The sequence below is a fragment of the Qipengyuania seohaensis genome (assembly GCF_002795865.1).
Taxonomy (GTDB): domain Bacteria; phylum Pseudomonadota; class Alphaproteobacteria; order Sphingomonadales; family Sphingomonadaceae; genus Qipengyuania; species Qipengyuania seohaensis.
Genome location: NZ_CP024920.1, coordinates 1,533,526 through 1,556,067, shown reverse-complemented (window position 1 = coordinate 1,556,067; position 22,542 = coordinate 1,533,526). Strand labels below are relative to the sequence as shown.

The 22,542-nt window shown below is 60.7% G+C and carries 23 protein-coding genes; 13 read left to right on the top strand and 10 right to left on the bottom strand.

The window, feature by feature from the left end:
• Window positions 1–3 precede the first annotated feature (3 nt).
• The gene (locus tag CVE41_RS07650) at window positions 4–1,614 is read right to left on the bottom strand and encodes a M23 family metallopeptidase (protein ID WP_198507622.1); all 1,611 of its coding nucleotides are present in this window, start codon (window positions 1,612–1,614) and stop codon (window positions 4–6) included.
• 191 nt (window positions 1,615–1,805) lie between these two features.
• On the opposite strand from CVE41_RS07650, the gene CVE41_RS07645 reads away from it, so the two are divergent.
• From CVE41_RS07645 to CVE41_RS07615, 7 genes are all read left to right on the top strand, one after another.
• Window positions 1,806–4,313, top strand: a complete 2,508-nt coding sequence (locus tag CVE41_RS07645) for a helicase-related protein (RefSeq protein WP_100260116.1) — start codon at window positions 1,806–1,808, stop codon at window positions 4,311–4,313.
• Between the two features lie 2 nt (window positions 4,314–4,315).
• Window positions 4,316–4,627 carry an RNA-binding S4 domain-containing protein gene (locus CVE41_RS07640; RefSeq protein ID WP_100260115.1) on the top strand — a complete coding sequence of 104 codons (312 nt, stop codon included), beginning with the start codon at window positions 4,316–4,318 and terminating at the stop codon, window positions 4,625–4,627.
• Complete coding sequence (gene fdxA, locus CVE41_RS07635) at window positions 4,624–4,962, top strand: ferredoxin FdxA (RefSeq protein ID WP_100260114.1); 339 nt, start codon at window positions 4,624–4,626, stop codon at window positions 4,960–4,962. Before CVE41_RS07640 ends, fdxA begins: the two co-directional genes overlap by 4 nt.
• Window positions 4,963–4,975: 13 nt before the next feature.
• On the top strand, window positions 4,976–5,794 hold the full coding sequence (locus tag CVE41_RS07630) for a YihY/virulence factor BrkB family protein (RefSeq protein WP_198507621.1): 819 nt from the start codon (window positions 4,976–4,978) through the stop codon (window positions 5,792–5,794).
• Between the two features lie 184 nt (window positions 5,795–5,978).
• Window positions 5,979–6,512, top strand: coding sequence for a CarD family transcriptional regulator (locus tag CVE41_RS07625; protein WP_100260113.1), 534 nt, complete (start codon window positions 5,979–5,981; stop codon window positions 6,510–6,512).
• Between the two features lie 133 nt (window positions 6,513–6,645).
• On the top strand, window positions 6,646–7,425 hold the full coding sequence (locus CVE41_RS07620; protein ID WP_100260112.1) for a head GIN domain-containing protein: 780 nt from the start codon (window positions 6,646–6,648) through the stop codon (window positions 7,423–7,425).
• A 53-nt stretch (window positions 7,426–7,478) separates the two neighbouring features.
• Window positions 7,479–7,808: a hypothetical protein gene (locus tag CVE41_RS07615; protein ID WP_100260111.1), complete on the top strand. Its 330-nt coding sequence runs from the start codon at window positions 7,479–7,481 to the stop codon at window positions 7,806–7,808.
• On the opposite strand, the gene CVE41_RS07610 is transcribed toward CVE41_RS07615, so the two are convergent.
• Window positions 7,805–8,740, bottom strand: coding sequence for an L-threonylcarbamoyladenylate synthase (locus tag CVE41_RS07610; protein WP_100260110.1), 936 nt, complete (start codon window positions 8,738–8,740; stop codon window positions 7,805–7,807). The two genes, CVE41_RS07615 and CVE41_RS07610, sit on opposite strands and share 4 nt — an antisense overlap.
• Before the next feature lie 48 nt (window positions 8,741–8,788).
• Here CVE41_RS07610 and CVE41_RS07605 point away from each other — a divergent pair, with 48 nt between their 5' ends.
• Window positions 8,789–10,528, top strand: a complete 1,740-nt coding sequence (locus CVE41_RS07605) for an acyl-CoA dehydrogenase family protein (protein WP_100260109.1) — start codon at window positions 8,789–8,791, stop codon at window positions 10,526–10,528.
• A 21-nt stretch (window positions 10,529–10,549) separates the two neighbouring features.
• On the opposite strand, the gene CVE41_RS07600 is transcribed toward CVE41_RS07605, so the two are convergent.
• Complete coding sequence (locus tag CVE41_RS07600; RefSeq protein WP_100260108.1) at window positions 10,550–12,001, bottom strand: PQQ-dependent sugar dehydrogenase; 1,452 nt, start codon at window positions 11,999–12,001, stop codon at window positions 10,550–10,552.
• A 77-nt stretch (window positions 12,002–12,078) separates the two neighbouring features.
• Here CVE41_RS07600 and CVE41_RS07595 point away from each other — a divergent pair, with 77 nt between their 5' ends.
• Together CVE41_RS07595 and CVE41_RS07590 are read left to right on the top strand one after the other, a co-directional pair.
• The gene (locus tag CVE41_RS07595) at window positions 12,079–12,561 is read left to right on the top strand and encodes a GAF domain-containing protein (RefSeq protein ID WP_100260107.1); all 483 of its coding nucleotides are present in this window, start codon (window positions 12,079–12,081) and stop codon (window positions 12,559–12,561) included.
• A 101-nt stretch (window positions 12,562–12,662) separates the two neighbouring features.
• The gene (locus CVE41_RS07590; RefSeq protein WP_100260106.1) at window positions 12,663–13,427 is read left to right on the top strand and encodes a glycine zipper 2TM domain-containing protein; all 765 of its coding nucleotides are present in this window, start codon (window positions 12,663–12,665) and stop codon (window positions 13,425–13,427) included.
• A gap of 49 nt (window positions 13,428–13,476) precedes the next feature.
• Here the strand turns inward: CVE41_RS07590 and CVE41_RS07585 are convergent, their stop codons facing one another.
• From CVE41_RS07585 to CVE41_RS07560, 6 genes are all read right to left on the bottom strand, one after another.
• Window positions 13,477–14,415, bottom strand: a complete 939-nt coding sequence (locus CVE41_RS07585; protein ID WP_100260105.1) for a ParB/RepB/Spo0J family partition protein — start codon at window positions 14,413–14,415, stop codon at window positions 13,477–13,479.
• Window positions 14,412–15,203 carry a ParA family protein gene (locus CVE41_RS07580; protein WP_100260104.1) on the bottom strand — a complete coding sequence of 264 codons (792 nt, stop codon included), beginning with the start codon at window positions 15,201–15,203 and terminating at the stop codon, window positions 14,412–14,414. The genes CVE41_RS07585 and CVE41_RS07580 overlap by 4 nt, the downstream gene beginning before the upstream one ends.
• A complete protein-coding gene (gene rsmG / locus CVE41_RS07575; RefSeq protein ID WP_100260103.1) occupies window positions 15,200–15,835 on the bottom strand; it encodes a 16S rRNA (guanine(527)-N(7))-methyltransferase RsmG in 636 nt (211 codons plus the stop codon). The genes CVE41_RS07580 and rsmG overlap by 4 nt, the downstream gene beginning before the upstream one ends.
• Window positions 15,832–17,685: a tRNA uridine-5-carboxymethylaminomethyl(34) synthesis enzyme MnmG gene (gene mnmG, locus CVE41_RS07570; protein WP_100260102.1), complete on the bottom strand. Its 1,854-nt coding sequence runs from the start codon at window positions 17,683–17,685 to the stop codon at window positions 15,832–15,834. The genes rsmG and mnmG overlap by 4 nt, the downstream gene beginning before the upstream one ends.
• A 64-nt stretch (window positions 17,686–17,749) precedes the next feature.
• Window positions 17,750–19,024 carry a tRNA uridine-5-carboxymethylaminomethyl(34) synthesis GTPase MnmE gene (mnmE, locus tag CVE41_RS07565; RefSeq protein ID WP_100260101.1) on the bottom strand — a complete coding sequence of 425 codons (1,275 nt, stop codon included), beginning with the start codon at window positions 19,022–19,024 and terminating at the stop codon, window positions 17,750–17,752.
• Window positions 19,025–19,039: 15 nt separating this feature from the next.
• Window positions 19,040–19,303 carry a DUF6489 family protein gene (locus CVE41_RS07560; RefSeq protein ID WP_100260100.1) on the bottom strand — a complete coding sequence of 88 codons (264 nt, stop codon included), beginning with the start codon at window positions 19,301–19,303 and terminating at the stop codon, window positions 19,040–19,042.
• A 111-nt stretch (window positions 19,304–19,414) separates the two neighbouring features.
• Here CVE41_RS07560 and CVE41_RS07555 point away from each other — a divergent pair, with 111 nt between their 5' ends.
• Genes CVE41_RS07555 through CVE41_RS07545 form a run of 3 tightly spaced genes read left to right on the top strand, consistent with a single transcriptional unit; the run spans window position 19,415 to window position 22,109 of the window.
• The gene (locus tag CVE41_RS07555; protein WP_100260099.1) at window positions 19,415–20,110 is read left to right on the top strand and encodes a dienelactone hydrolase family protein; all 696 of its coding nucleotides are present in this window, start codon (window positions 19,415–19,417) and stop codon (window positions 20,108–20,110) included.
• A gap of 14 nt (window positions 20,111–20,124) precedes the next feature.
• Complete coding sequence (locus CVE41_RS07550) at window positions 20,125–21,714, top strand: FMN-binding glutamate synthase family protein (protein ID WP_100260098.1); 1,590 nt, start codon at window positions 20,125–20,127, stop codon at window positions 21,712–21,714.
• Window positions 21,711–22,109: a nuclear transport factor 2 family protein gene (locus CVE41_RS07545; RefSeq protein ID WP_100260097.1), complete on the top strand. Its 399-nt coding sequence runs from the start codon at window positions 21,711–21,713 to the stop codon at window positions 22,107–22,109. The genes CVE41_RS07550 and CVE41_RS07545 overlap by 4 nt, the downstream gene beginning before the upstream one ends.
• Before the next feature lie 27 nt (window positions 22,110–22,136).
• Here CVE41_RS07545 and CVE41_RS07540 read toward each other — a convergent pair whose 3' ends face one another.
• Window positions 22,137–22,526: a BLUF domain-containing protein gene (locus CVE41_RS07540; protein ID WP_100260096.1), complete on the bottom strand. Its 390-nt coding sequence runs from the start codon at window positions 22,524–22,526 to the stop codon at window positions 22,137–22,139.
• Window positions 22,527–22,542: the final 16 nt, after the last annotated feature.

Here is a 22,542-nt window from a genome sequence, read left to right as displayed (position 1 = left end):
ATCTCAGGATACCTGCTTGGGCATGTTGAGCTTGTCGATTTCGCGCTTTGGCCCCTCGTCCGCTACCTCGTCGGCGGTCGGCGCAAGATCTTCCAGTGCAGCACCTGCCTCGACTGTCCTTATCTTACGCAGTGCGTCGCGGAATTTCTGGAGGTCATCGCCCGAAAGCTGGGCGCGCGTGACGAACTGGACCGAGGCCGGATTCACGGCGCGACCACCGCGATACATTTCGTAGTGGAGGTGCGGGCCGGTAGAAAGGCCGGTCGATCCTACGTAACCAATGACCTGTCCGCGCTTGACCGATTGCCCACCGCGCACCGCAATGCGGCTCATGTGGCAGTAGCGCGTGTCGATGCCGTTGCCATGACGCAGGCGCACCGCATTGCCGCAGCCGCCCATGCGTCCTGCACCGGTAACCCGGCCATCGGTGACAGCGACGATCGGCGTTCCGTGGCGAGCCTTGAAGTCGACCCCCGAGTGCATCCTTCGATACCCAAGGATCGGGTGGCGTCGCATACCGAAACTCGAACTCATCCGGCCCGGCACCGGTGCCACCAGGCCGCCCCGTTCCTCGCCGACGCCCGATGCCTCGTAGAATTGCCCGTCTTTACCCCAGCGCATGAGCTGGATCGGTTGGCGCGAGCCGCGCTCCAGACCCGCGAAAAGGAGCTGTCCCGCCTGACGTTCTCCCGTCGCCGCGCGGCGGTGCGAGATGATCATGTCGAACGTGTCGGTTTCGCGAACCTCACTGTCCAGACTAACCTGTGCGGAAAGAGCCTTGAGATAGGCCTGAATGGCGCTCGCAGGCGCTCCGGCAGCGCGGGCGGAGCGATACAGGCTGTCACCGACGGTCCCGCGGATCCGCAGCGGGGTTTCGTCGACCCGGATGATCTTGCGCGACAACGTAAGATCAGCGCCAGGATCGAGCCGGGTCACGGCCAGTTCCAGATCGAAGCGTGCGCGGAATTTGAGCCCTTCCAGGGGTCGTGAGGCGCCCGGAGCAGGGCGCCGGCCCAGTGTGATGTCGATCTGGGTTCCAGGCTCAAGTTCGCTGGTCGGCATGGCGCGCTCTACGAGCGACAGCACATCCTGCGCTTCAGCGCGGCCGACACCGGCTCTCAGAAGGGTGCGTTCGAAGCTGCCACCCGAACCAAGGGTGGCCAGCATCTGCAATTGAGGGCGTTCGGGCGCCTCTGTCAGCGGGCGGACGAGATTGCTCGGCCCCATGCGTCGGCCCGTATCCGCCCCCAAGGCCAGCGGCAGGATCGCCTGGCTGTGATATTCGTCGAGTATTCCGCTGTCATCGGGCAGCGGCGAAGCGGCTTCGAGCGGCGCGAAATCCGGCCAGAACGCCAGCGCTAAAACAGAGAGCCCCACGAAAGTGCCCAAGCCTCTGAACCAGCGCTTCGATCCGATGTCGGCTCCCAGGTCAGGGGCGATGTCGAAGCTCTCGATATGCGCGAAGACCTGCGATTTCAGGGTGGCGAGCGAAAACTTCCCTGCCTTCGAGGCCTGACCCTGCCCCTCGACTACAGGAGCGGCGGTCTGAGCGCTTTCCCGCGCCGCACCATCCGCCGTTACCTGCTCCGGATCGTCCGATGTGGACACCTGCACCTGAAACCCTCCATCACGACAAGTGGCGCGATCCCGCGCGCCCGCCGTTCAATTCATTCGGATTAGTCTATGCCGGATTCAAGGTAAAGGCGCGCTTAACTTCGCCCCCCTTGCGGCGCAATTAGGGGCGAACTGCGGGTATTGCGAGACAGGCGGTTGCACAGCGTTCGGTGCACTGCCACCTAGGGCGGGTGAAAGACGCCTCGATCAAGGCGGTCCTCGGGCCCACCAATACCGGCAAGACGCACCTCGCCATCGAAAGGATGTGCGCGCATTCGAGCGGTGTGATCGGGTTCCCGCTGCGGTTGCTCGCACGCGAGGTCTACGACCGCCTGGTCGCAATCAAGGGCGAAAAGGCGGTGGCGCTGATTACCGGCGAACAGCGCATCGAACCGGCAGGCGCCCGATTTCTCTGCTGCACGGTGGAAGCCATGCCCCGCTCTCCCGATGCGGCCTTCGTCGCCCTCGACGAAGCACAACTGTCTGCCGACCGCGAACGCGGGCACGTCTTCACCGACCGCATGCTCAATGCGCGCGGACGCGAGGAGACAATGCTGCTCGGTGCGGCAACGCTGGAGCCGATGGTCAAGGCGCTGATCCCCGAAGCCGAAATATCCGACCGGCCGCGATTTTCGACACTTACCCATATCGGGCCGCGAAAATTGTCGCGCCTGCCCCCTCGCAGCGCAATCGTCGCCTTCAGTTCCGAGGCGGTCTATGCCGTGGCCGAGATGCTTCGCCGGTTTCGCGGTGGCGCAGCGGTCGTCATGGGGGCGCTCTCACCGGAAACGCGCAACAAGCAGGTCGAATTGTTCCAGAATGGTGAGGTCGATTACATTGTCGCGACCGATGCCATCGGAATGGGCCTCAATCTCGATGTGAACCATGTGGCCTTCGCGGGCCTGACGAAATTCGACGGCGTGCGAATGCGCAGGCTTCATCCGGCGGAGATGGCGCAAATCGCTGGACGCGCGGGGCGTCACCAGCGTGACGGGACGTTCGGTACGCTTGCAGGCGCGGGAAGCAAAATGGGATCCGCACCCGAGTTTACCGAAGAAGAGGTTTACGCCATCGAGGAGCACCGCTTCGCTCCGATCACGAAGCTATTCTGGAGAGAGGCCGAGCCGCGCTTCGACAGCATCGCAACGCTGATCGGAGACCTGGAGACACCACCGCAGCACGAGGCCCTTCGTCTAGCCCCCGAAGCGATCGACCTCGCAACCCTCAAGCGCCTCGCCGACGAACCGTTCGCTGCAACGATCCAGGGGCACGGGCAAGTTCGAAGGTTCTGGGAGGCCTGCTCGCTTCCCGACTTCCGCCAGCGCGGGCCCGACGTCCACGCCCGGTTCGTGGCGCGGCTGTGGCAGGATCTCCAGCAAGGCTATATCGGTGCGGATTTCGTAGCCGCCCGGATCTCGGAACTCGACAATACGGGTGGCGACATCGATACGCTGCAAGGGCGGATCGCGGCGATTCGCAGTTGGGCATATATCTGCCAACGCCCGGACTGGGTTCTTGCACGTGACGAAATGGCGTCGCGCGCCCGCGCGGTCGAGGCAAAATTATCGGACGCGCTGCATGCGCGACTGACCGAAAGATTCGTAAACCGAAGGACAGCTATCCTGATGAAATCGCTGGGACAGGACGCATCCATGCTCCCCATCACCCTGACTGAAGACGGCATCCTGAAGGTCGAGGACGAACCCCTGGGCCATGTCGAAGGGTTCCGCTTCGTAGTCGATGCGGCCGCCAACCATGCAGACCGCAAGATGTTGCTTGCAGCAGCCGAGAAAGCGCTGCCCCGCCTGCTCGGGGAACGTGCCGATGCCCTGGCGGCGTCCGATTTGCAGGACATCGAGTTGGGTCGGGGAGCACTTCGATGGAAGGGCCATATGCTGGCGAAATTGCGCACCCGCGATGGACAGGTGAAGCCCGATCTCGAACCTGCGCGCGAACTGGCAAGCCTGTCGGACGCATCGCGGGCCAATTTGATGGCCGCTCTGGACAAGTGGCTCGACAAGCAGCTCGAACCGCTCGAACCGCTGCGCAAGATGCATATCGCTGCGACCAATCCGGATGCCGGATCGCAGGCCCGCGCCCTGCTACTCAACCTGATCTCGGGCCACGGCTTCGTCACTCGTGAAAAAGCAGGGATCGAGCATTTGCCCAAGGAGATGCGGCCTTTCCTGCGCAAGATCGGTGTCACGTTCGGCGCGCTGGACATCTATTCGCCGATGCTCCTCAAGCCTGCGCCGCGCCAGCTGCTCCATGCACTCGGCATCGATCGGCGTCCGCTGCAGGAGGCCATGCTGCCGGTCATTCCGGACGCGAAGAAGCTCCCGTCGGGCTATCGCCACGCCGGATCGCAAGCCATCCGGCTCGACCTAGCAGAGAAGATCTTCCGCTCCGCTCACGAAGCGCGCGCCAAGGCGGACAAGACCCGCAAGTTTCGCCTCAATCTCGCCCTGCCGATCTCAATCGGGCTCGAGGAAAAGAATGCCGAGCGCCTGCTCGGACAGGCCGGTTTTCGCGTCCAGCGCGCAAGACCAATGGCAGAGAACGCGTTCGGACCTCAGCGGCCGGACATCTGGGAGTGGCGCCCGTCCCGCCGCAAGCAGCAACGCAGCGCGCCCGCCCCGAGCAAGCCTCGTGAAGGCAGCGCATTCGCCGGGCTGGCGGATCTCATGAAGCAAGGCTGAGCGTGCGGATCGATCGTTTGCTATTTTTGCTGCGTTTCGTTCGAACCCGCAGCGCGGCAAACAAGCTGGTCGGCAAGGGGCACATTCGCCAGAATGGTGAGCGCGTCACCCGCTCCAGCAGGGACATCCAGCCAGGGGACGTACTAACCCTCCCACTCGGGAACACAGTGCGGCTGATCGAAGTTCTGTCACTGCCCGATCGTCGCGGACCCCCAAGAGAAGCGCAGGCTTGCTACCGCGAGCTTGACCCGGGCGGACAAAATGGAAATAGCAGCGGAACGACCACTGCGAGACAGGGAAATATCGCACCATGACCTATGTCGTCACCGACGCCTGTATCAAATGCAAATACACCGATTGCGTCGAGGTCTGCCCCGTCGACTGCTTCTACGAGGGCGAGAACATGCTCGTCATCAACCCGTCGGAATGCATCGATTGCGGCGTGTGCGAACCGGAATGTCCGGCCGAAGCGATCTTGCCCGATACCGAAGATAATCTGGAGAAGTGGCTCGAGCTGAACACGAAGTTCTCCGCCGAATGGCCGAACATCACCGGTCAGAAAGAACCGCCTGCGGACGCCGACGAACACAAGGGCGAAGAAGGCAAGTTCGACAAGTACTTCTCGCCCGAGCCTGGCGAAGGCGACTGATCCAGCCATCGGTTTGCTTGACGACCTGAAAACCGCCTGGGCCAAGGGCGGCGAAGACAACATCGGCATCGTTGCTGCGGGAGTGGCGCATTACGCGCTGCTCGCGCTCGTGCCTGCGCTCGGGGCAATCGTGCTTGGCTACGGCCTTTTCGCCGATCCGGCGACGGTTGCAGGTCATATCTCTTCACTTTCACGGAGCCTGCCGCCCTCGGCCGCTGAACTCATCGGTGACCAGTTGAGGAATGTGAGCGAAGGGGCCGCCGGCGCGAAGGGCTTCGGCCTGCTGTTGTCGCTCGCTATCGCGCTCTTCGGTGCTCGAAACGGTGCGCGCGCCTTGATGACGGGGCTCAATATCGCCTTGGGTGCGGACGAAGAGCGCGGGTTCGTCAAAGCCAATTTGGTCGCGCTCTCGATCACCATTGCAGGGGTTGTGGGACTGGTCGCGGCTGGCGGCGCAGTGACCGCAATTGCCGCCTTGTCGGGCCCGGTAGGAGATATTGCAGGCTTCGCGAGCCTCCTGATCGTGGCGAGCGGGGCTGCAGCATTGCTCTACCGCTTTGCTCCGAACACGCCTTCGCCGGATTGGGAGGCCATTTGGCCCGGTGCAATCCTGTTTGCGATCAGCTGGCTCGCAGCGACCGCAGCCTTCGCTTATTATGCCACCAATTTCGGTAACTATAATGCCACCTACGGCTCGTTGGGTGCGGTCATCGTCTTGATCACGTGGTTCTATGCCAGCGGCTTCTTCCTCCTCCTCGGCGCCGAATTGGTGGCTCAGCGCACGCAGGGTGGGCTGTCCGGATCGACCGAAAGCGTCTCGGACTCGCAATAATCCACTTTCCGTGCTATATAATGCAGCAACTGCGCCGGTGTGCTCCCGGCCAGATGTGAGAATCGAAAGGGCCGGAAGAGCATTCTCTCTGCAATTCGACTGTTTGGCCGCGCTCCTCCGAGGAATGCGGACAGGGTCCTTCGCAGCGCGGAAATCTCGGTCGGCCCGTTGAAAGGATTGATGCATGGCGAGCAAGGCTGATGCCTTCGACGTTGGCGATTACGTCGTTTACCCCAAGCACGGCGTGGGCCGTGTGATCGAACTGCAGAGCGAAGAAATCGCGGGAATGCAACTCGAACTCTATGTTCTGCGTTTCGAAAAAGAACGGATGACCCTCCGCGTTCCGGTCAACAAGGTCGAATCGATCGGCATGCGTAAGCTGTCCTCGGACAAGACCCTCAAGGAAGCGATGGAAACCCTGAAGGGCAAGCCCAAGGTCAAGCGCACCATGTGGTCGCGCCGCGCACAGGAATACGAAGCCAAGATCAACTCGGGCGAAATCGTCCTGATCGCCGAAGTTACGCGCGATCTCTTCCGCCCGGATGACCAGCCGGAACAGAGCTATTCCGAACGTCAGATCTTCGAAGCGGCATCAAGCCGCCTCGCCCGCGAACTTGCGGCGATGGAAGAAACCGACGAAGCGACGGCCCTGGAAAAGATTCTCGACGTCCTGCGCGAACACGCGCCCCAGTATTACGAGAACACCGAAGAAGCCTGATCGGCAAACACCATCGGGAAATCGACGAAAGGGCCGCTCCGCAAGGGGCGGCCCTTTTCGTTTGGCTTGAACTGACGGCCTTGGTGTATTACGTAAGCAATACGGAAACGCGGGCAATAGAGGGAAACCGCCAATGCTGACCAGAATTCTCAAGGGCCTTGCGCCCGTCGCCGCCTTGGCCGCCAGCACTCTTGTCGTGGGGTGCGACGGCGTGAATGTCACCATCGGAGATACGGAGGGCGTGCCGTTGGCAGAAGTCGACATGGCCGATGCAAATCCCTCCGAAATCGTCCTGGCCTCGCCCGACACGATCATCGTCAATCGCGGCGATGCCCTCGATATCGAGGTCTCCGGAGACCAGGCGGCGGTCGATGCCCTGCGCTTCCATCTCGACAATGACTCACTTGCCGTGAGCCGTGAGAAGGACAGCGGCAAGAATTTGGGAACGGCCACCGTCCGCGTCACGATGCCGAGCCTGACAGCAATGGTTCTGGCCGGATCCGGTACTATCGAAGCGGACGAAATGAGCGGCCCCGCCGAAGCCACCATCGCGGGCTCCGGTTCGGCAAAGGTTGGCAAAATCGATGCCGAAAAACTCGAAGTGACTATTGCGGGCTCCGGCGACTTCGAGGCGTCCGGCAACGCGAAGAGCCTGGAAATGACGATCGCGGGCACCGGCAAGGGCGCAATGGCCGATCTTCAGGTCGACACGGCCGAAGTCACCGTAGCCGGTTCCGGCGATGCAGAGTTTTCGTCCGACGGCACCGTCGAAGCGAACATCGTCGGATCGGGCACGGTAACGGTGAACGGCAGCGCGACCTGCGAAGTTTCGTCAATGGGATCGGGCAAGCTCGTCTGCCGCGGCGGCGCCAAACCGGCACAGGATGCAAGAACGGAAGATTCCGAAGCCTAAGTCATCGCCCGGCAAGGGAATATGAGCTAGGTGGCGCAGCGAAAGGAATTTGCATGCGCCGCCTAGCTACTGCTGCCCTACCCTTGGTCTCCCTGACTCTCGGCGGTTGTGTCAGCACGCTCGTCGATGTTGCGACCGCTCCGGTAAAAGTCGTAAGTAAGGGCGTAGACCTCGCGACCACCAGCCAGTCGGAAGCCGACGAGAAACGCGGGCGAGAAATTCGTCGCCGCGAGGAGCGTTTGGCCAAGCTGGAGCGGGAATACGAAAAGCAACTGGACGAATGCGAGGAAGGCAATCGCCGTGCCTGCAGCGAGGCGCGCGATACCTACTCACAGATGCAGCAGATCCTGCCAACCATCCCCGTCGAACCTGACGAGGATTAATCCGGCGGTGTCGCAGCGCGGCGCAACCTGTCATTGATTGCTATGCCGATATCGCGATCCGGAATAGGGGCGACGGCTATGCGCGGTTTCGCGGAGGCCGCGCCAAGGTGCAAGCAAGCGTAGAGACGTGAAGCGGCCTCTTCGAGATTGCCAGCCCCAGACAGTGTGCAATCGCCGGCGATGCCGGCAAATCCGATCATGAATTCGTCTCCTGCATGATCGCTCGCATCGAGACGCAAGGGTTTGCCTGGGGCGTAGTGGCTCGCGAGCTGGCCAGGCGCTTCAATCGCGTCGTACTGCCGAGCGGAGTCGCGCGGCGCAACTTTGATCGGACCCGGCCGTAGCTCTTCCACCGTACCGTCGTCGCGCACTGCGAGGATCGTGGATTCCAGCCCCGCCCGCGAGACCCCTCCATCGATCACGGCATCGATACGGCCATCCAATGATGCCAGAACGTGCTTCGCGCTCGTGGGGCTGATGAAACCGCTCGGATTAGCGGAAGGCGCCGCCAAGGGAAAATCGACCGCGCCCAGCAGCGCAGACATCACGGGGTGATCGGGCACGCGCAGGGCCAGTGTCGGCAATCCGGCTGTGGCCTTTGCTGCCAGTTCCGCTTCTTCGCGCTTCGGCAGGACGAGGGTCAGCGGGCCAGGCCAATAGCCAAGCGCCAGTTCTGTCGCTTCTTCGCCAAACACCGCCAGGCGCTTTGCCCGCTCGATCGAGGGCACGTGAACGATGAGGGGATTGAAGCTCGGTCTTCCCTTCGCTTCGTAAATGCGGGTGACCGCCTCTTCGCTGTCAGCCCTTCCCGCCAGGCCGTATACCGTTTCGGTCGGCACCGCGACCACCCCGCCCGCGCGCAAGATTTCTGCGGCACGCGCTATGCCACTTTCGTTCGCCTGAAGCGTTTCCGTAGCGTATTTGCCGACCATGCCTGCGCGCTATATCTGACGCTCAAGAAAGCCAAGAGGAATGCATTCGTGACCTACACTCCCGCCACCCAGGATCAGTTGCTCGCTATTCGGGTAAATGCCGGAATCGAAGAGCTTGCGGCCAGCGAGAAATTTGCTGCCGCCGAGCCTGACATGGTCGAAGCCATTGTCGAAGGTGTGGGCCAGTTCGCAGCAGGCGAGTTTGCGCCGCTTAATCGGATCGGCGATCTTGAGGGAGCGAAGCTGGAAAATGGTGTAGTCCGCCTGCCGGACGGCTTCGACACCGCCTATCACGCCTATGTCGAGCAGGGTTGGAATGCGATCGCGTCCCCGGCCGAATTCGGTGGCCAGGGACTGCCCTTCACTCTTGCATGCAATGTGCTGGAGAACCTCGGTACCGCAAACATGGCCTTCAACCTGTTGCCGATGCTGAGTGTGGGCGCAATCGAGGCGCTCGAAAACCACGGTTCTGGTGAATTGCAGCAAAAGTATCTTCCCAAATTGGTTAGCGGTGAATGGTCGGGAACGATGAACCTGACCGAGCCGCAAGCCGGGAGCGACGTCGGCGCCCTGCGGGCGACCGCCATACCGATCGAAGATGGCGAGCATGCCGGCAAGTACCGGATCAAGGGCCAGAAAATCTACATCACCTGGGGTGAGCACGAGCTTTCCAGGAATATCATCCATCTCGTTCTCGCGCGCCTTCCGGATGCGCCGGAAGGAAGCCGGGGAATTTCGCTCTTCGTCGTGCCCAAATACCACGTCGAAGCGGATGGCACACTTGGTTCGCGCAACGATGTTCGCTGCGTCAGCCTCGAGCACAAGCTCGGCATCAATGCGTCGCCGACCTGTGTGATGAGTTACGGCGATAACGACGAATGCATCGGGGAACTGGTCGGGGCCCCGCATCGCGGACTGATGGCCATGTTCACGATGATGAACAACGCCCGCATCAATGTCGGCAATCAGGGCGTGCAGATTGGTGAGCGGGCGACCCAGCAAGCACTTGATTATGCCAAGGAGCGGGTACAGTCGGCGCGCGCCGGCTCTCCGGATCGCAATCCTGTTTCGATAATCGAGCATCCCGATGTGCGTCGAATGCTCCTCAGGATGAAGGCGCTCACCGAAGGCGCCCGTGCACTGCTCTACTACACCGCCGGCCAAGTCGATCGCGGGACTCTAGGCAATGAGGACGCGCGGGCGCGCGGCGAAGTCCTGACGCCGCTGATCAAAGCCTGGGGAACCGACATCGGCATCGAAGTCGCGAGCCTGGGCATCCAGGTCCACGGAGGTATGGGGTTCGTCGAGGAAACCGGTGCAGCCCAGCATTGGCGCGATTCGCGTATCGCTCCGATCTACGAGGGCACAAACGGCATTCAGGCAGCCGACCTCGTTACCCGAAAACTGGGCATGGACGACGGCCAGGCGCTGATCTCGCTCACCGAAGATATCGCACGCGACTGCGCCGACGAACCGGCCCTGTTTGCGCTCGCCGGGGATTGCGCAGCAGTCGCCAAATGGATGCGCGAGGAAGCCAGTCTGGACGACCGCCTCTCTGGCAGCGTTCCGTTCACGACGATGCTGTCGGTGGCTGTCGCCGGATGGCAGCTGGTGCGCCAGCTTCGCGCGGTAGAGTCTGGAAGTGCTCCGGTATTGGCCAAGACCAAGCCGGCAAGCGTCCGTTTCTTTCTGGACCGTATCGTCCCGGAAGCTGCGGGCCTGCGCGCCGCAGCGACCGCAGGTTCTAGCGGCCTCTACGCAGTCGATTCCGAAGCGCTTCTCGGCTGATCCCAAGTTGCGCCGCGCAACTTAGTCCACCGTCACTTCCCGGGCGAAATCTTCACCGGAAAAGGTTGCGGCCTGCCCTCTCAGTTCGCGCTGCGGCGGCAGGCTGCGGCCGGTCACCCTTTCGATCGGCCCCTGCGGCGTCGCGCCGGGGGCACTCACGCGCCAGATTATCCCGGCCGTATCATCACTGACGAGAAGTGAGCCGTCGCCAGCCAGTTCTACCCAGGTTGGGCGGCCGCGGGTCTTTCCGTCGCCGGTAAGAAAACCGCCCAGCACCTCGATCGGCTGCCCCATCGGATTGCCGCGTTCGTCGAAAGGAACATAGACAACGTCATAACCCGAGGGCGGCTTACGGTTCCACGAACCATGACGCGCGATGAAGGCGCCGCTCGAGAAGCTTTCGCCCAGAGCGGCCCCCTCCCGGCTGAAGACCAGTCCGAGCGCGGCAACGTGCGGGCCCAGCGCATATTCCGGCGTGCGGATGTAGTTTATATACGAGGGATAGGGATATTTGACGCGGCGGTCGAAATTGTCGCCCCAATATACCCACGGCCAGCCGTATTGCGCGCCGACAGGAACATTGGTGAGGTAGTCCGGCACGAGGTCCGACCCGAGCATGTCGCGCTCGTTCACGGTCGTCCATAGTTCGCCCGACCATGGGCTGAAGTCGAGCCCGTTCGCATTTCGCAGACCGCCTGCGAACATACGCTGAGAGCCCGACTCAAGGTTGACCTCCCAGATCAGGGCGCGGCCCTCTTCGGCTTCCATGCCCTTGTCACCGATATTGGTGTCGGAACCCACTGCAACGTACAGCCTGTCGCCATCGGGATGCAGCGCCAGGTTGCGCATCCAATGGCCGCCTGCAGGGGCGAGATCGATCAACTTCGTTCCGGCCCCCGAAACCGTGTCGGCGCCGAGTTCGTAAGGGAACGCAAGCACTTCGTCGTGATTTGCGACATAGAGCGTCCCGTCGTTCCATGCGAGACCGGAGGGGGAATCCAGATCATCCAGAAGGACCAGGCGCAATTCCGCGGCGCCGTCACCATCCTCGTCGCGAAGCAGGACCACCTGATTGGGGGATTCCCCGCCAGCACCGGCCCGGCTCATCAGCAAGTCGGCAATCCACGCCGTAAGGCCGCCTCCGTCCTTCGCAGGTGCACGCGTCAAGGAAACGAGGATATCGCCATTGGGCAAGGCCTGCAGGGTCCGCGGGTGCTCCAATCCGTCAGCAAAGCGCTGGACCTGCAGTCCCTCGGCAGCCGTCGGGACTTCACCCGCCTGCCACCCAATCGGCTCGGCGATGGCAACGGTCGGGAAGGTTTCTGCATCCGGCTCGTCGAGACGCGGTTCGGTTCCGACGACTTCGTCGAAGGGGATGTCCGCGGTATCGCCGCGCGAGACGAAGTAGAAAACGATCGCCAGGACGGCGATGACGATCAGGAGGGCAATTCCCAGCTTTTTGACAATGCTCATGCGGTGAAGCGTTACGCCAGCAAATCACGGGCCGCAACGCCCCTTGCATCCCGCGCCGCGTGGCCTAGATCGCACCGATGTACGATTTTCGCCCCGCAGATGACTGCCCGAAACCCGAAGCCTATCGTCAATTGCGTGATGCAGCGGACGCATTGACGTCCGGAGAGCCGGATCCGGTCGCCAATATGGCGAATATCGCGGCATTGCTCTGGGACTTCCTGCCCGATTTGAACTGGGCTGGATTTTACCGCGTGATCGAGGACGAACTGGTCCTTGGGCCCTTCATGGGAAGGCCTGCGTGCATTCGCATCCCCATGGGCACGGGCGTATGTGGGGCTGCCGCTGAAACCGGCGAGACGCAGTTGGTCGAAGACGTTCACTCCTTCCCGGGCCACATTGCCTGTGACGCCGTGACGAATTCGGAACTGGTGGTGCCTGTCCATCGCGATGGGCGGGTAATTGCCGTTATCGACCTCGACAGCCCGACCACGGCCCGTTTCGACGGGGAAGATCGCGCAGGTATCGAAGAGTTGGCTTCGGTCCTCGCCGACAGGATCTGAAACTGCCCCGCGATAAGACGGGTCCGCTCCACCGCTTTGCGATACGCGGTCTTAGTTGATAGCTTGATGGGAATCCCTGAGTATCCTGCGGAGCCAACCTCATGAATCGCATCTCCCTAGTCATCGCAAGCGTTGCCACCTGCGCAGCGACGTCCGTCAGTGCGCAAGAATCCGAGACTATGCAGGCCAGCCCGACCGAGAGTCAGGCTGATCGGGAAATACAGGAAGAGGTGGTAGAGACCGTTTTCCCGGCCGAGCGTGTCATCCCCGCGCGGCCAGCCCCGGTAATTATCGAACGTGTGGAGATCGACGAGGTCCCGGCGTACGCAGGAGCGGAATTTGCCCGGCCCGTAACGGGTAATGACCGCATAACGGCGTACCGAATGCAGCGGGCCTATATCCAGCAGGATGACGGCTCACGCACCGAAATAGTCGGACTACCCGCAGGGGCTCGCGTCGTGCGCTTCGACCGCGAGGCCTGGCTGGCGGAATGCCGCAATCGCCTGGCGACGCACGACGAAAGCGATCGCAGCAAGGTAATCGGCGCCATCGCCGGGGCTGCAATCGGGGGTGTCGCTGGAAATCGCATTGCGGGAAGCGGGGATCGTTTGGCCGGGACCGCTGCGGGGGCGGCCATAGGCGCTCTTGCGGGCGGCGCTATCGGTGACTCGATTGACGACGGACAGGCTACTCCCGCCTCTGCATACGGTGAATGCGAGGCGTATCTGGATGACTATATGCAAAGCGCGATGAACGGGGAATTCCGGGATCGGCCAAGCCATTATGGCCAGGAGTATATGCTGGTCCCGGTGACAATTTCCGAACCTCGCAAGGCCGTCTACCGAGAGGTATCCCCGACCGAATAACCCGGTCCCTGCCGGTCAACGCACTGACTAATGAGGCATTTTCGCCTCGCTAAATATCGCCACCTGTGAGACGCTGGCAAATCAGATCGAGCTGGTCGAGCGTGTGGTAACGAATGGTGACCGTACCCGTGCTCGGCGTTTCGTCGGTCCGAATCTTCACCGGCAGCCCCAGGAACTCTTCCAGATGACCTTGGACTGCCGCAATATCGGCATCCGTTTCCGCTTCAGGTACAGTCGGCTTTGTCCCGCGTGTGCGTACCGGGGCCTTGCCCTTGCGCACGAGCTTCTCAACTTCGCGTACCGATAGCCCCTCCTTGGCGGCGCGCGATGCAATCTCTGACGCATCTTCATTGCCAATCAGCGCCCGCGCATGGCCCATGGACAGCTTTGAGGCTGCCAAAAGCTCAAGAACATCGTTCGGCAGGGCAAGCAGGCGCTGCAAATTGGCAATGTGACTGCGGGATTTGTCGACCAGCCCGGCAATCTCGGCCTGCGTCATTCCCTCGTCTTCGGCGAGCTTCTGGTATGCTCTCGCTTCTTCCAGCGGATTGAGGTCTTCCCGCTGTAGGTTCTCGATGAGAGCGAGTGCGAGAACTTCGCGTTCCTCAAGATCGCGAACGATCGCTGGAATCTGATGCAATCTGGCTCGCTGTGCGGCGCGCCAACGGCGTTCGCCGGCCACCAGCCGGTATTTTCCAGCACCCTTCGACGTAACGATAACGGGCTGGATAACCCCGCGCTGCGCAATCGAGGCAGCCAACTCGTCCAACGCTTCATCGTTGAAATGTGTACGCGGCTGGCCAGGAAGTGGCTCGATGTCGGCGACAGAAATCAGAGTAAGGCCCGAAGTCGTCTTGCCTGTCGGCGCCCCCGTCAAGTCGTTGCTTTCGTTACCAGAATTGACCAGCGGCTCTTCGCGCTGCACTTCTCCGAGCAACGCACCAAGCCCACGGCCGAGCTTCTTCTTACGATCGACTGCTTGGCTCACGCGGCTTTCCTCCTCTCGGGTAGTCTTCCGATCAATTCTCGCGCCAGTCCGATGTAGGCGCGGCTTCCTGGACAATTGTGGTCGTAAACGAGCGCCGGCATTCCGTGGCTCGGCGCTTCGGACAACCGGACATTGCGCGGGATTACGTTTTCGAAGACCAGATTACCGAGGCAATCGCGGACATCGTCCGCAACCTGATCCGTCAGGCGGTTGCGGCGGTCGAACATCGTCAGGGCAATGCCCACGATGCCAAGGTCGGGGTTGAAGCGTTGCTGGACGCGCTCCACCGTCTGCAGGAGCTGGCTCAGCCCTTCGAGAGCGAAGAACTCGCATTGAAGAGGCACCAGGAGCGTATCTGCCGCCCCCAACGCATTCAATGTGAGCAGTCCCAGCGACGGCGGACAATCAATGAAACAAATGTCGTAACTTGCGAAACCATTCTGACCCGACTGCGCAAGCGCCTTGGACAGTCGCGACGTGCGATCATCAACCGCCACCAACTCGACCTCTGCCCCGGAGAGATCTTGCGTCGCAGGGACGATGTCGAGCCCGGGTATTTCGGTTGGCTGGGCGCATTGGGCAAGGTCGCCCTGCTCCAGCAGTAGATCATAACTCGAGTTTTCACGGAGGGAACTATCGATGCCCATGCCGGTGGACGCGTTGCCCTGCGGATCGAGATCGATCAGAAGCGTTTTCCAGCCGGTTGCAGCCATCGCAGTGGCAATGTTGATCGCCGTGGTGGTCTTTCCCACCCCGCCCTTCTGATTGGCAATTGCGACGGTAATCAAGTTTTGTCCCTCACCTTGCCTCGGCCGACGATGATCCCCGCCTCCGGATCCGTGACAGAATGTTCCACGTGGAACATTTCCGACTCTCGTTTTGGAAGCTCTCGCACTTCTTGGGCTGCGGACCGCCCTTTCGGCAACACCCAATATGTGTCGCCTGTGGAGAAGCGTGCGGATAAACGCAGCAACTTCGCTAGCGGTGCGAACGCTCGTGCCGAAATTGCGGCCGCACCGAGCGTCTCCACCAGCTCCAATCGGGCGCCCTCGATGCAGCAATTTTCGAGCTGAAGTTCGGCCTTCATTCTCTCCAGCCAGTCGACCCTCAACTTTCGCGATTCGATAAGGGCGAAGTCCATCTCCGGTCGCAGTATCGCCAGCACCAACCCAGGAAAGCCAGCACCACTGCCAAGGTCGAGCCAAGTGCCTTTTGTTTCACGTGGAACAAAGTGGAGCAGCTGCGCCGAATCGGCGAAATGCCGGACCCACATTTCCTCGAGCGATCCGCTGGCGACCAAATTCTGGCGGCCGTTTTCCTCTTTGAGCCGCGCTCCAAGCAATTCAAGCCGATCCAATGACGCTGCCCCACCAATTTCGGCGATATATTCACGGGCCGCTTCTTCACTGGCAATCGTCATGCCTTTGCACCTTGATCGCGCTTCACATGGACCATTAAGGCTGCGAGCGCCGATGGCGTAATACCGGGCACTCGACCGGCTGCCGCCAATGTCGCTGGTTTCGCCCTACCGAGACGCTCCACCATCTCATTCGAAAGCCCGGGCACGCGCTCGAATGCGAAATCATCGGCGATCTTGAGATGCTCGCCAGCGCTTAATTCCCTAAGCTCAGCGTCCTGACGTTCAAGGTAAGGAGCGTAGAAAGCATCCTCTGCGAGCTCGATCGCCAGGGCCTCGTCGCCATCCAATTGTTCCACGTGAAAAGCGAGATCAGCCAAGGAGACGTGCCCGCCTCGGAGCCAGTCCTTGGCGCTGCGAGGCCCTGCATCGACCTTCACGTTGTGCCCCGAAGAATGGAGTGTCTTACCGGATATGGGCTGGGATAAGAGGCTATCGATTACCTCACGGCGCTTTTCCCGAGCCTCAAACCAATCTCTACGCGCTTTTCCGACGATGCCGACTTTCATCCCCAAAGGTGTAAGCCTCGTGTCTGCGTTCGCAGCGCGGAGACGCAATCGATACTCTGCACGCGAGGTCAGCATGCGGTAAGGTTCCGTAACGCCTTGCAGCGTCAAATCGTCCACCATGACAGCCATGTACGAGTTTGCGCGATTTAGCTCTGCAGCCTCCTTGGAATGGCTCTTCGCCGCAGCACTCATTCCCGCAATAAGGCCCTGTGCCGCAGCCTCCTCGTACCCGGTGGTGCCGTTTATCTGTCCTGCGCAATAAAGGCCCGGAAGATCCCGAACTTCCAAGGTCGAGCGCAGAGCCCTCGGGTCGATATGGTCGTACTCGACAGCGTAACCCGGTACTTCCATGGCGACCCTCTCGAGACCGTCCATCGCCCTGAGCATGTCGAGTTGGACGTCTACGGGCAATGAGGTGCTGATCCCGTTCGGATAAACCAGGTGTGTCGACAGACCTTCCGGCTCCAGAAATATCTGATGTCCATCGCGATCACCGAACCGATGAATCTTGTCCTCGATAGAAGGACAGTATCGCGGTCCCGCAGCTCCGATCGCGCCGGAAAACAGCGGCGAGCGATCCAAGTTGGCTCGGATGATATCGTGTGAACGCTCGTTCGTTCGCGTTATTGCGCAATAGACTTGGGGATTTGCCCTGCCCTCGCTCAACGACGACATCGTCCAGCTCTCATCATCCGAGGGCTGTTCTTCCAATCGACCCCAATCGATAGTCCGGCCATCCAGCCGTGGCGGGGTACCGGTCTTGAGGCGAGCCATCGGCAGATTTGCCTCGCGCAACTGCTCCGCGAGGCGATGTGCAGCGTTCTCGCCGACGCGGCCGCCTACAAACTTCTCCTCCCCTCGAAACAGCGTTCCGCCGAGGAACGTCCCCGTACAAAGTATCACTGCACTCGCGCTGACGGGTACGCCATCTGCGAGCTCGATGCCCGAGACCTTCCCGGCTGAAAATCTCAAGCCCGCCGCCTCGCCTTCCACGAGGGTCAGGTTGGGGTAGCTGGCAACGATCTTCTGCACGGCCTGATGGAAAAGCGCACGATCGGCCTGGACACGCGGCCCCCACACCGCACTCCCCTTCGAACGGTTCAGCATGCGATAGTGGATTGCTGCAGCATCCGCGGCACGGCCGAGCACACCATCCAAAGCATCCACCTCGCGGACCAGATGCCCTTTGCCGAGCCCCCCGATCGCCGGGTTGCAGCTCATGGCACCGATCTTCGAAAGGTCGAAACTTACAAGAGCCGTGCGCGCGCCCATGCGAGCAGACGCACATGCCGCCTCCACGCCGGCGTGACCGCCGCCGATAACAATGGTGTCAAAGCTCTGCATATGGACGCCGATAAATGGGTTTCGTTACCGGGTCAAAGCTTGAGGTGTTCCACGTGAAACAATCCTACTTCCCGATGCAAAAGCGCCCAAACAAGGCATCGAGCACTTCTTCGGTGGATTGTCGTCCCAATAGGCGATCGAATGCCCTCCTGGCGAGGCGCAGTCGTTCACCGACAATAAGAAGGTCAACGTCAGGGGTGACCTCTTTCAGCGCATCGAGGGCCTCCGCCAAGGCTTGCGACTGACGAAGGTTGAACGCCGCCTCGCCAGGCTTCGGGATCAATCCCTTCGCCATGTCGACGAGGTCGCCAACCAGCTCTTCGAGCCCTGTGCCGTCAAGCGAGGAAACGGTGTGCTTCGGGTTCAATTTCTCACGCGGTGCCAAATCGGCTTTGGCCGAGACTTCTATCGCGCCTTCAGGCCCTTCGCCTTCGGGGCCAAGCCAAAGAACCATATCGGCTCTCTCCAGTTCCTTGCGAGCGCGGTCTATTCCCATTGCTTCGATCTTGGCAGCACCTTCGTTTCTCAGGCCCGCGGTATCTACAAGCACGAAGGGAACTCCGCCAAAGGCGATCGGGCGTTCGATCACGTCCCGGGTAGTTCCCGCTTCGTCGGCAACGATAGCCGCGCCCTCATCCAGCAACGCATTGAATAGCGATGACTTCCCCGCATTAGGAGGGCCTGCCAGTACAACTCGCAGTCCATCCCGTAGGCGCTCTGCCCGCGGGGCGTTCAACGCATCGCGGATCTCACCGACAACCTTTGCCAGGCCAGCATCGAAAGCTTCAGGCAGGCCGCCAACATCGTCTTCATCGGCGAAATCGAGTGCAGCCTCGACATAGGCAGAAAGTGTCAGCACCTGGGAGCGCCAGCAGTCTACCTTGGCTGACAACACACCCCCTGCCGAGGCCTGCGCTGCGACCCTTTGCAACTCCGTTTCCGCTGCAAGAAGATCCGCCAGACCTTCAGCCTCTGCCAGATCCATCACGCCGTTCGCGAACGCTCGTCTGGTAAATTCACCAGGTTCGGCGCGACGAAGGCCACTCATTGCCTCAAGGGCCTTCTCTATGGCGGCAACGACCGCCCTGCCACCATGACAATGGATTTCAGCCAAATCCTCGCCCGTGGCGGTTCTCGGCCCGTCAAACCACAGCACGAGAGCCCGATCCAGCGCATTGCCTTGTGCGTCCTTGATCGAACGCAATGCCGCTTGCCGGGCATCGGGAAGCCTGCCGGCGAGTGTTTCCAGGGCGCTCTTGGCGCTGTTTCCGCTGATCCTGATGACGCCAATGGCGGCGGGCGGCGATCCGCTCGACAGAGCGAATATCGTATCACTCATGGTAAGTGGGGGACCCTAGTCGTCCGAAGATTTTTCGGGCTTCGATGATCCACGAGCCGCATTCGCGCCCTCCATGAAGCTCTGGAACAGCTTGAAACCGGCCTGGCCCATGGGCGCGAGTTGGCGCGCATATTCCTGCAATTGATCCGGGCTCGAAACACCCTTCATCGCCTTCGACATCATGTCGACATACACGGCATTCGCCTGGCCGACGTCCGGCAACCCCATGAAGGTCCGCGCTTCTTCCGGCGTACAATCAATTTCGACATGGACCTTCATCGCGTTTCCTCCGTTGAACCTCCAGAAGACATCTGGGTCTTTTGTTATCTGGGTTTGCCAGCCCTGCAGCGCAAGCGCTAGGCCTGCAAACGATAAAGGGAGAATACACGCATGAGCGAACTGGTCACCATCTCCACACTCGACGGCAAGAACACCTTCAATGCCTACGTCGCCCGCCCGGCAGGAAAGGCGAAGGCGGCAATCGTGGTGATTCAAGAAATCTTCGGCATCAATACCGGCATCCGTCGCAAATGCGACAAGCTCGCCGAAGAAGGTTACCTGGCAGTCGCTCCGGACCTGTTCTGGCAATTCGAAGACGGAATCGAACTCGATCCGGATATCGAGCCGGAGATGAACAAAGCTTTGGATTTATTCGGAAAGTTTGACCAGGACCAAGGCATCCGGGATATCGAGGCGGCCATCAAATATGCACGCGCGGAAGGATGTGCCAAGGTCGGCGCCGTGGGGTACTGCCTCGGCGGTCGGCTAGCCTACATGACGGCCGCGCGCACCGACAGCGACGCCACTGTTGGCTATTACGCGGTGGGCGTCGACAACCTCCTCAACGAAAAGCACGCGATCGCGAATCCGCTGATGCTGCACATCCCCACAGAAGATGGTTTCGTCGACAAGGATACCCAAGCCGCTATGCACGCTGGACTTGACGACCACCCCAAAGTGACACTTCACGATTATAAAGGCCTCGACCACGGCTTTGCCACCGAGTTTGGAAATCGGCGTAGTGAAGAGGCCGCAAACCTCGCCGATAGCCGCACCAGCGAATTCTTCCAAAAACACCTAGGCTGAAGGCATCGATCTCGATGGAAAAAATTCCCTTCCGGTACATCATCCCGGTCCTCCTCTACCTGTTGGTGGCCATTGCCGGACTTTGGGAACCTGCGAGGTGGTTGCTGTGGATCTTGGTTCCTGCCCTGCTGTTAGCTGTCTGGGATTTTTCGCAAGAAAAACACACACTTAGAAGAAACTACCCGCTCGTCGCCAGAATTCGCTGGATCATGGAGGACCTGAGGCCCTTTGCTCAATCCTATGTCGTCGAAGGGGATCTGGAGGGCCGACCATTCAGTCATCAGGCTCGTGCACTCGTCTACGCCCGGGCCAAAGGCGATCTTGATTCACACCCAATGGGTACCGAACTCGACGTGTATTCCGACGAGTACGAGTGGGTCGGGCATTCAATCGCGCCCTCATCTAATGCGCCAGAGGAGTGGCGCGTCACGGTTGGCGAGAAGACTTGCGCCAAGCCGTATTCGTCATCGCTGCTCAATATTTCGGCTATGAGCTTTGGTTCGCTTTCGGGACGCGCGATCGAGGCGCTAAACGCAGGCGCGAAGGAGGGCAATTTCGCGCACAACACAGGCGAAGGCTCGATCAGCAAATATCATCGCAAGCCTGGCGGAGACCTCATCTGGGAGCTTGGTAGCGGCTACTTCGGAGCCAGGGCCAAGGATGGTCGCTTCGATCCCGAGCAGTTTAAAGAAAATGCCGGCTCCGACCAGGTCAAGATGATCGAACTCAAGTTGAGCCAGGGCGCTAAACCGGGTCACGGCGGCGTCCTGCCGGGCGCTAAGGTGACGAAGGAAATTGCGGAAGCTCGCGGAGTGCCGGTGGGTGAGACTGTGACTTCCCCGGCGGCGCATCCGGAATTCGACACGCCGATCGAATTGCTCGAGTTCGTCACAAGACTGAGGGAGCTGTCGGGGGGCAAACCCGTCGGTATCAAGCTTTGCGTCGGCCTTCCGCACGAAATCTTCGCGATAGGAAAAGCGATGCTCGAGACAGGGATGCACCCGGACTTCATCACCGTGGATGGTGCGGAAGGGGGAACGGGAGCTGCGCCTCTGGAATTGTCGAATTCGGTTGGCATGCCGCTACGCGAGGGGCAGATTTTCGTCCGCAACATGCTTGTGGGTACAGGGCTCCGAGACAAGGTGAAGATCGCGACGTCCGGCAAGATTCATTCTGGCGCGCAGATGGCCAAGAGTTTCGCGCTTGGTGCCGACTGGTGCAATGCGGCGCGTCCTTTCATGTTCTCGCTCGGATGCGTTCAGTCGATGAACTGTCACAAGGGCACCTGCCCGACCGGCATCGCGACTCAGGAAGAGTGGCGCCAGCGCGGCCTCATAGTCGAAGACAAGGCCCCGCGCGTGGCCCGCTTCCAGCGGCAGACCCTTCATTCCTTACGCGAGATTACCATCGCTATGGGCCTCGATAGCCCTTGGGATATGAAACCACTCGACATGCGCGAGAGGATCAACGGGGCGCGATCCGATGCATTCGACAAGATTTATTATTTTGCGGAACCCGGTGTCCTGCTCGACAAGCCTTCATCCACTCCCCTCGCTCGCCATTGGGATGCTGCGAGGTCCGACAGTTTCCGGAGGCATGCATGAGTGCAGAGATCGGTTTGAAGCGGTGGCACGAGGTCATCGACGCAGGTTCCAAGCCTGCCGATCTGGCCGCCATAATCCGTGAAGACGCGGAGTTTCATTCGCCTGTCGTCCACACTCCGCAAAAAGGACGCGATCTGGTGATTGGATATCTCGCTGCAGCAGGCAAAACCCTTGGAAATGACAGTTTTACTTATGTCCGCGAGCTGGTCGACGGCCAGAATGCGATGCTGGAATTTACTACTGAGATGGGCGGCATCCACATCAATGGCATCGACCTCATCCAATTCGATGATGTTGGCATGATCAAGGATTTCAAGGTGATGGTCAGGCCGCTCAAGGCAGTCAACAAGGTCTGGGAAGAGATGGCTGCCATGCTGGACAAGCAGGCAAGTTAAGCCGGCGCCCGGCGCGCTCGATCGGGCTCACTCTCGCAGAAAATCATCCACTATGGCGAATATCTCAGCCCCGCCAGGCTTGGTGGCAAGAGTGTGCCTGAGTTGTTCGAGGGCTGGTTCGGCAGAGAACGAAATGAGCTGCTTCATTTCCCAATCGGGAAACCAGCGCTCGTCTGTCGCACTGCGGTGCAGCACCTCGATAGAGTGGTGCCTCGGATCCGCTTCCAGGTCTTCCAGCAAGGCTTGCAGAGCCAGCGCCGGCCCTTCGATCATCTGCAGGAACCTGTCGGCATCGTACAGCAGGAAACCGGTCACGGAACGCTGCGGATTATTGCGCGCCGAGACATCCACGATCTCGAACACGTCCGGCGTGTTGGTGCCTTTGGAGGCGATGCTGCTGTAGACGATCCGATGCACTCAAGTCCTGCGCGGC

Coding starts and splice junctions, on each gene's coding strand:
- fdxA (WP_100260114.1), top strand. CDS start 4,624: ATGACCTATGTCGTCACCGACGCCTGTATCAAATGCAAATACACCGAT.
- CVE41_RS07625 (WP_100260113.1), top strand. CDS start 5,979: ATGGCGAGCAAGGCTGATGCCTTCGACGTTGGCGATTACGTCGTTTAC.
- CVE41_RS07620 (WP_100260112.1), top strand. CDS start 6,646: ATGCTGACCAGAATTCTCAAGGGCCTTGCGCCCGTCGCCGCCTTGGCC.
- CVE41_RS07615 (WP_100260111.1), top strand. CDS start 7,479: ATGCGCCGCCTAGCTACTGCTGCCCTACCCTTGGTCTCCCTGACTCTC.
- CVE41_RS07610 (WP_100260110.1), bottom strand. CDS start 8,740: ATGGTCGGCAAATACGCTACGGAAACGCTTCAGGCGAACGAAAGTGGC.
- CVE41_RS07600 (WP_100260108.1), bottom strand. CDS start 12,001: ATGAGCATTGTCAAAAAGCTGGGAATTGCCCTCCTGATCGTCATCGCC.
- CVE41_RS07595 (WP_100260107.1), top strand. CDS start 12,079: ATGTACGATTTTCGCCCCGCAGATGACTGCCCGAAACCCGAAGCCTAT.
- CVE41_RS07590 (WP_100260106.1), top strand. CDS start 12,663: ATGAATCGCATCTCCCTAGTCATCGCAAGCGTTGCCACCTGCGCAGCG.
- rsmG (WP_100260103.1), bottom strand. CDS start 15,835: ATGACGATTGCCAGTGAAGAAGCGGCCCGTGAATATATCGCCGAAATT.
- mnmG (WP_100260102.1), bottom strand. CDS start 17,685: ATGCAGAGCTTTGACACCATTGTTATCGGCGGCGGTCACGCCGGCGTG.
- mnmE (WP_100260101.1), bottom strand. CDS start 19,024: ATGAGTGATACGATATTCGCTCTGTCGAGCGGATCGCCGCCCGCCGCC.
- CVE41_RS07560 (WP_100260100.1), bottom strand. CDS start 19,303: ATGAAGGTCCATGTCGAAATTGATTGTACGCCGGAAGAAGCGCGGACC.
- CVE41_RS07555 (WP_100260099.1), top strand. CDS start 19,415: ATGAGCGAACTGGTCACCATCTCCACACTCGACGGCAAGAACACCTTC.
- CVE41_RS07550 (WP_100260098.1), top strand. CDS start 20,125: ATGGAAAAAATTCCCTTCCGGTACATCATCCCGGTCCTCCTCTACCTG.
- CVE41_RS07545 (WP_100260097.1), top strand. CDS start 21,711: ATGAGTGCAGAGATCGGTTTGAAGCGGTGGCACGAGGTCATCGACGCA.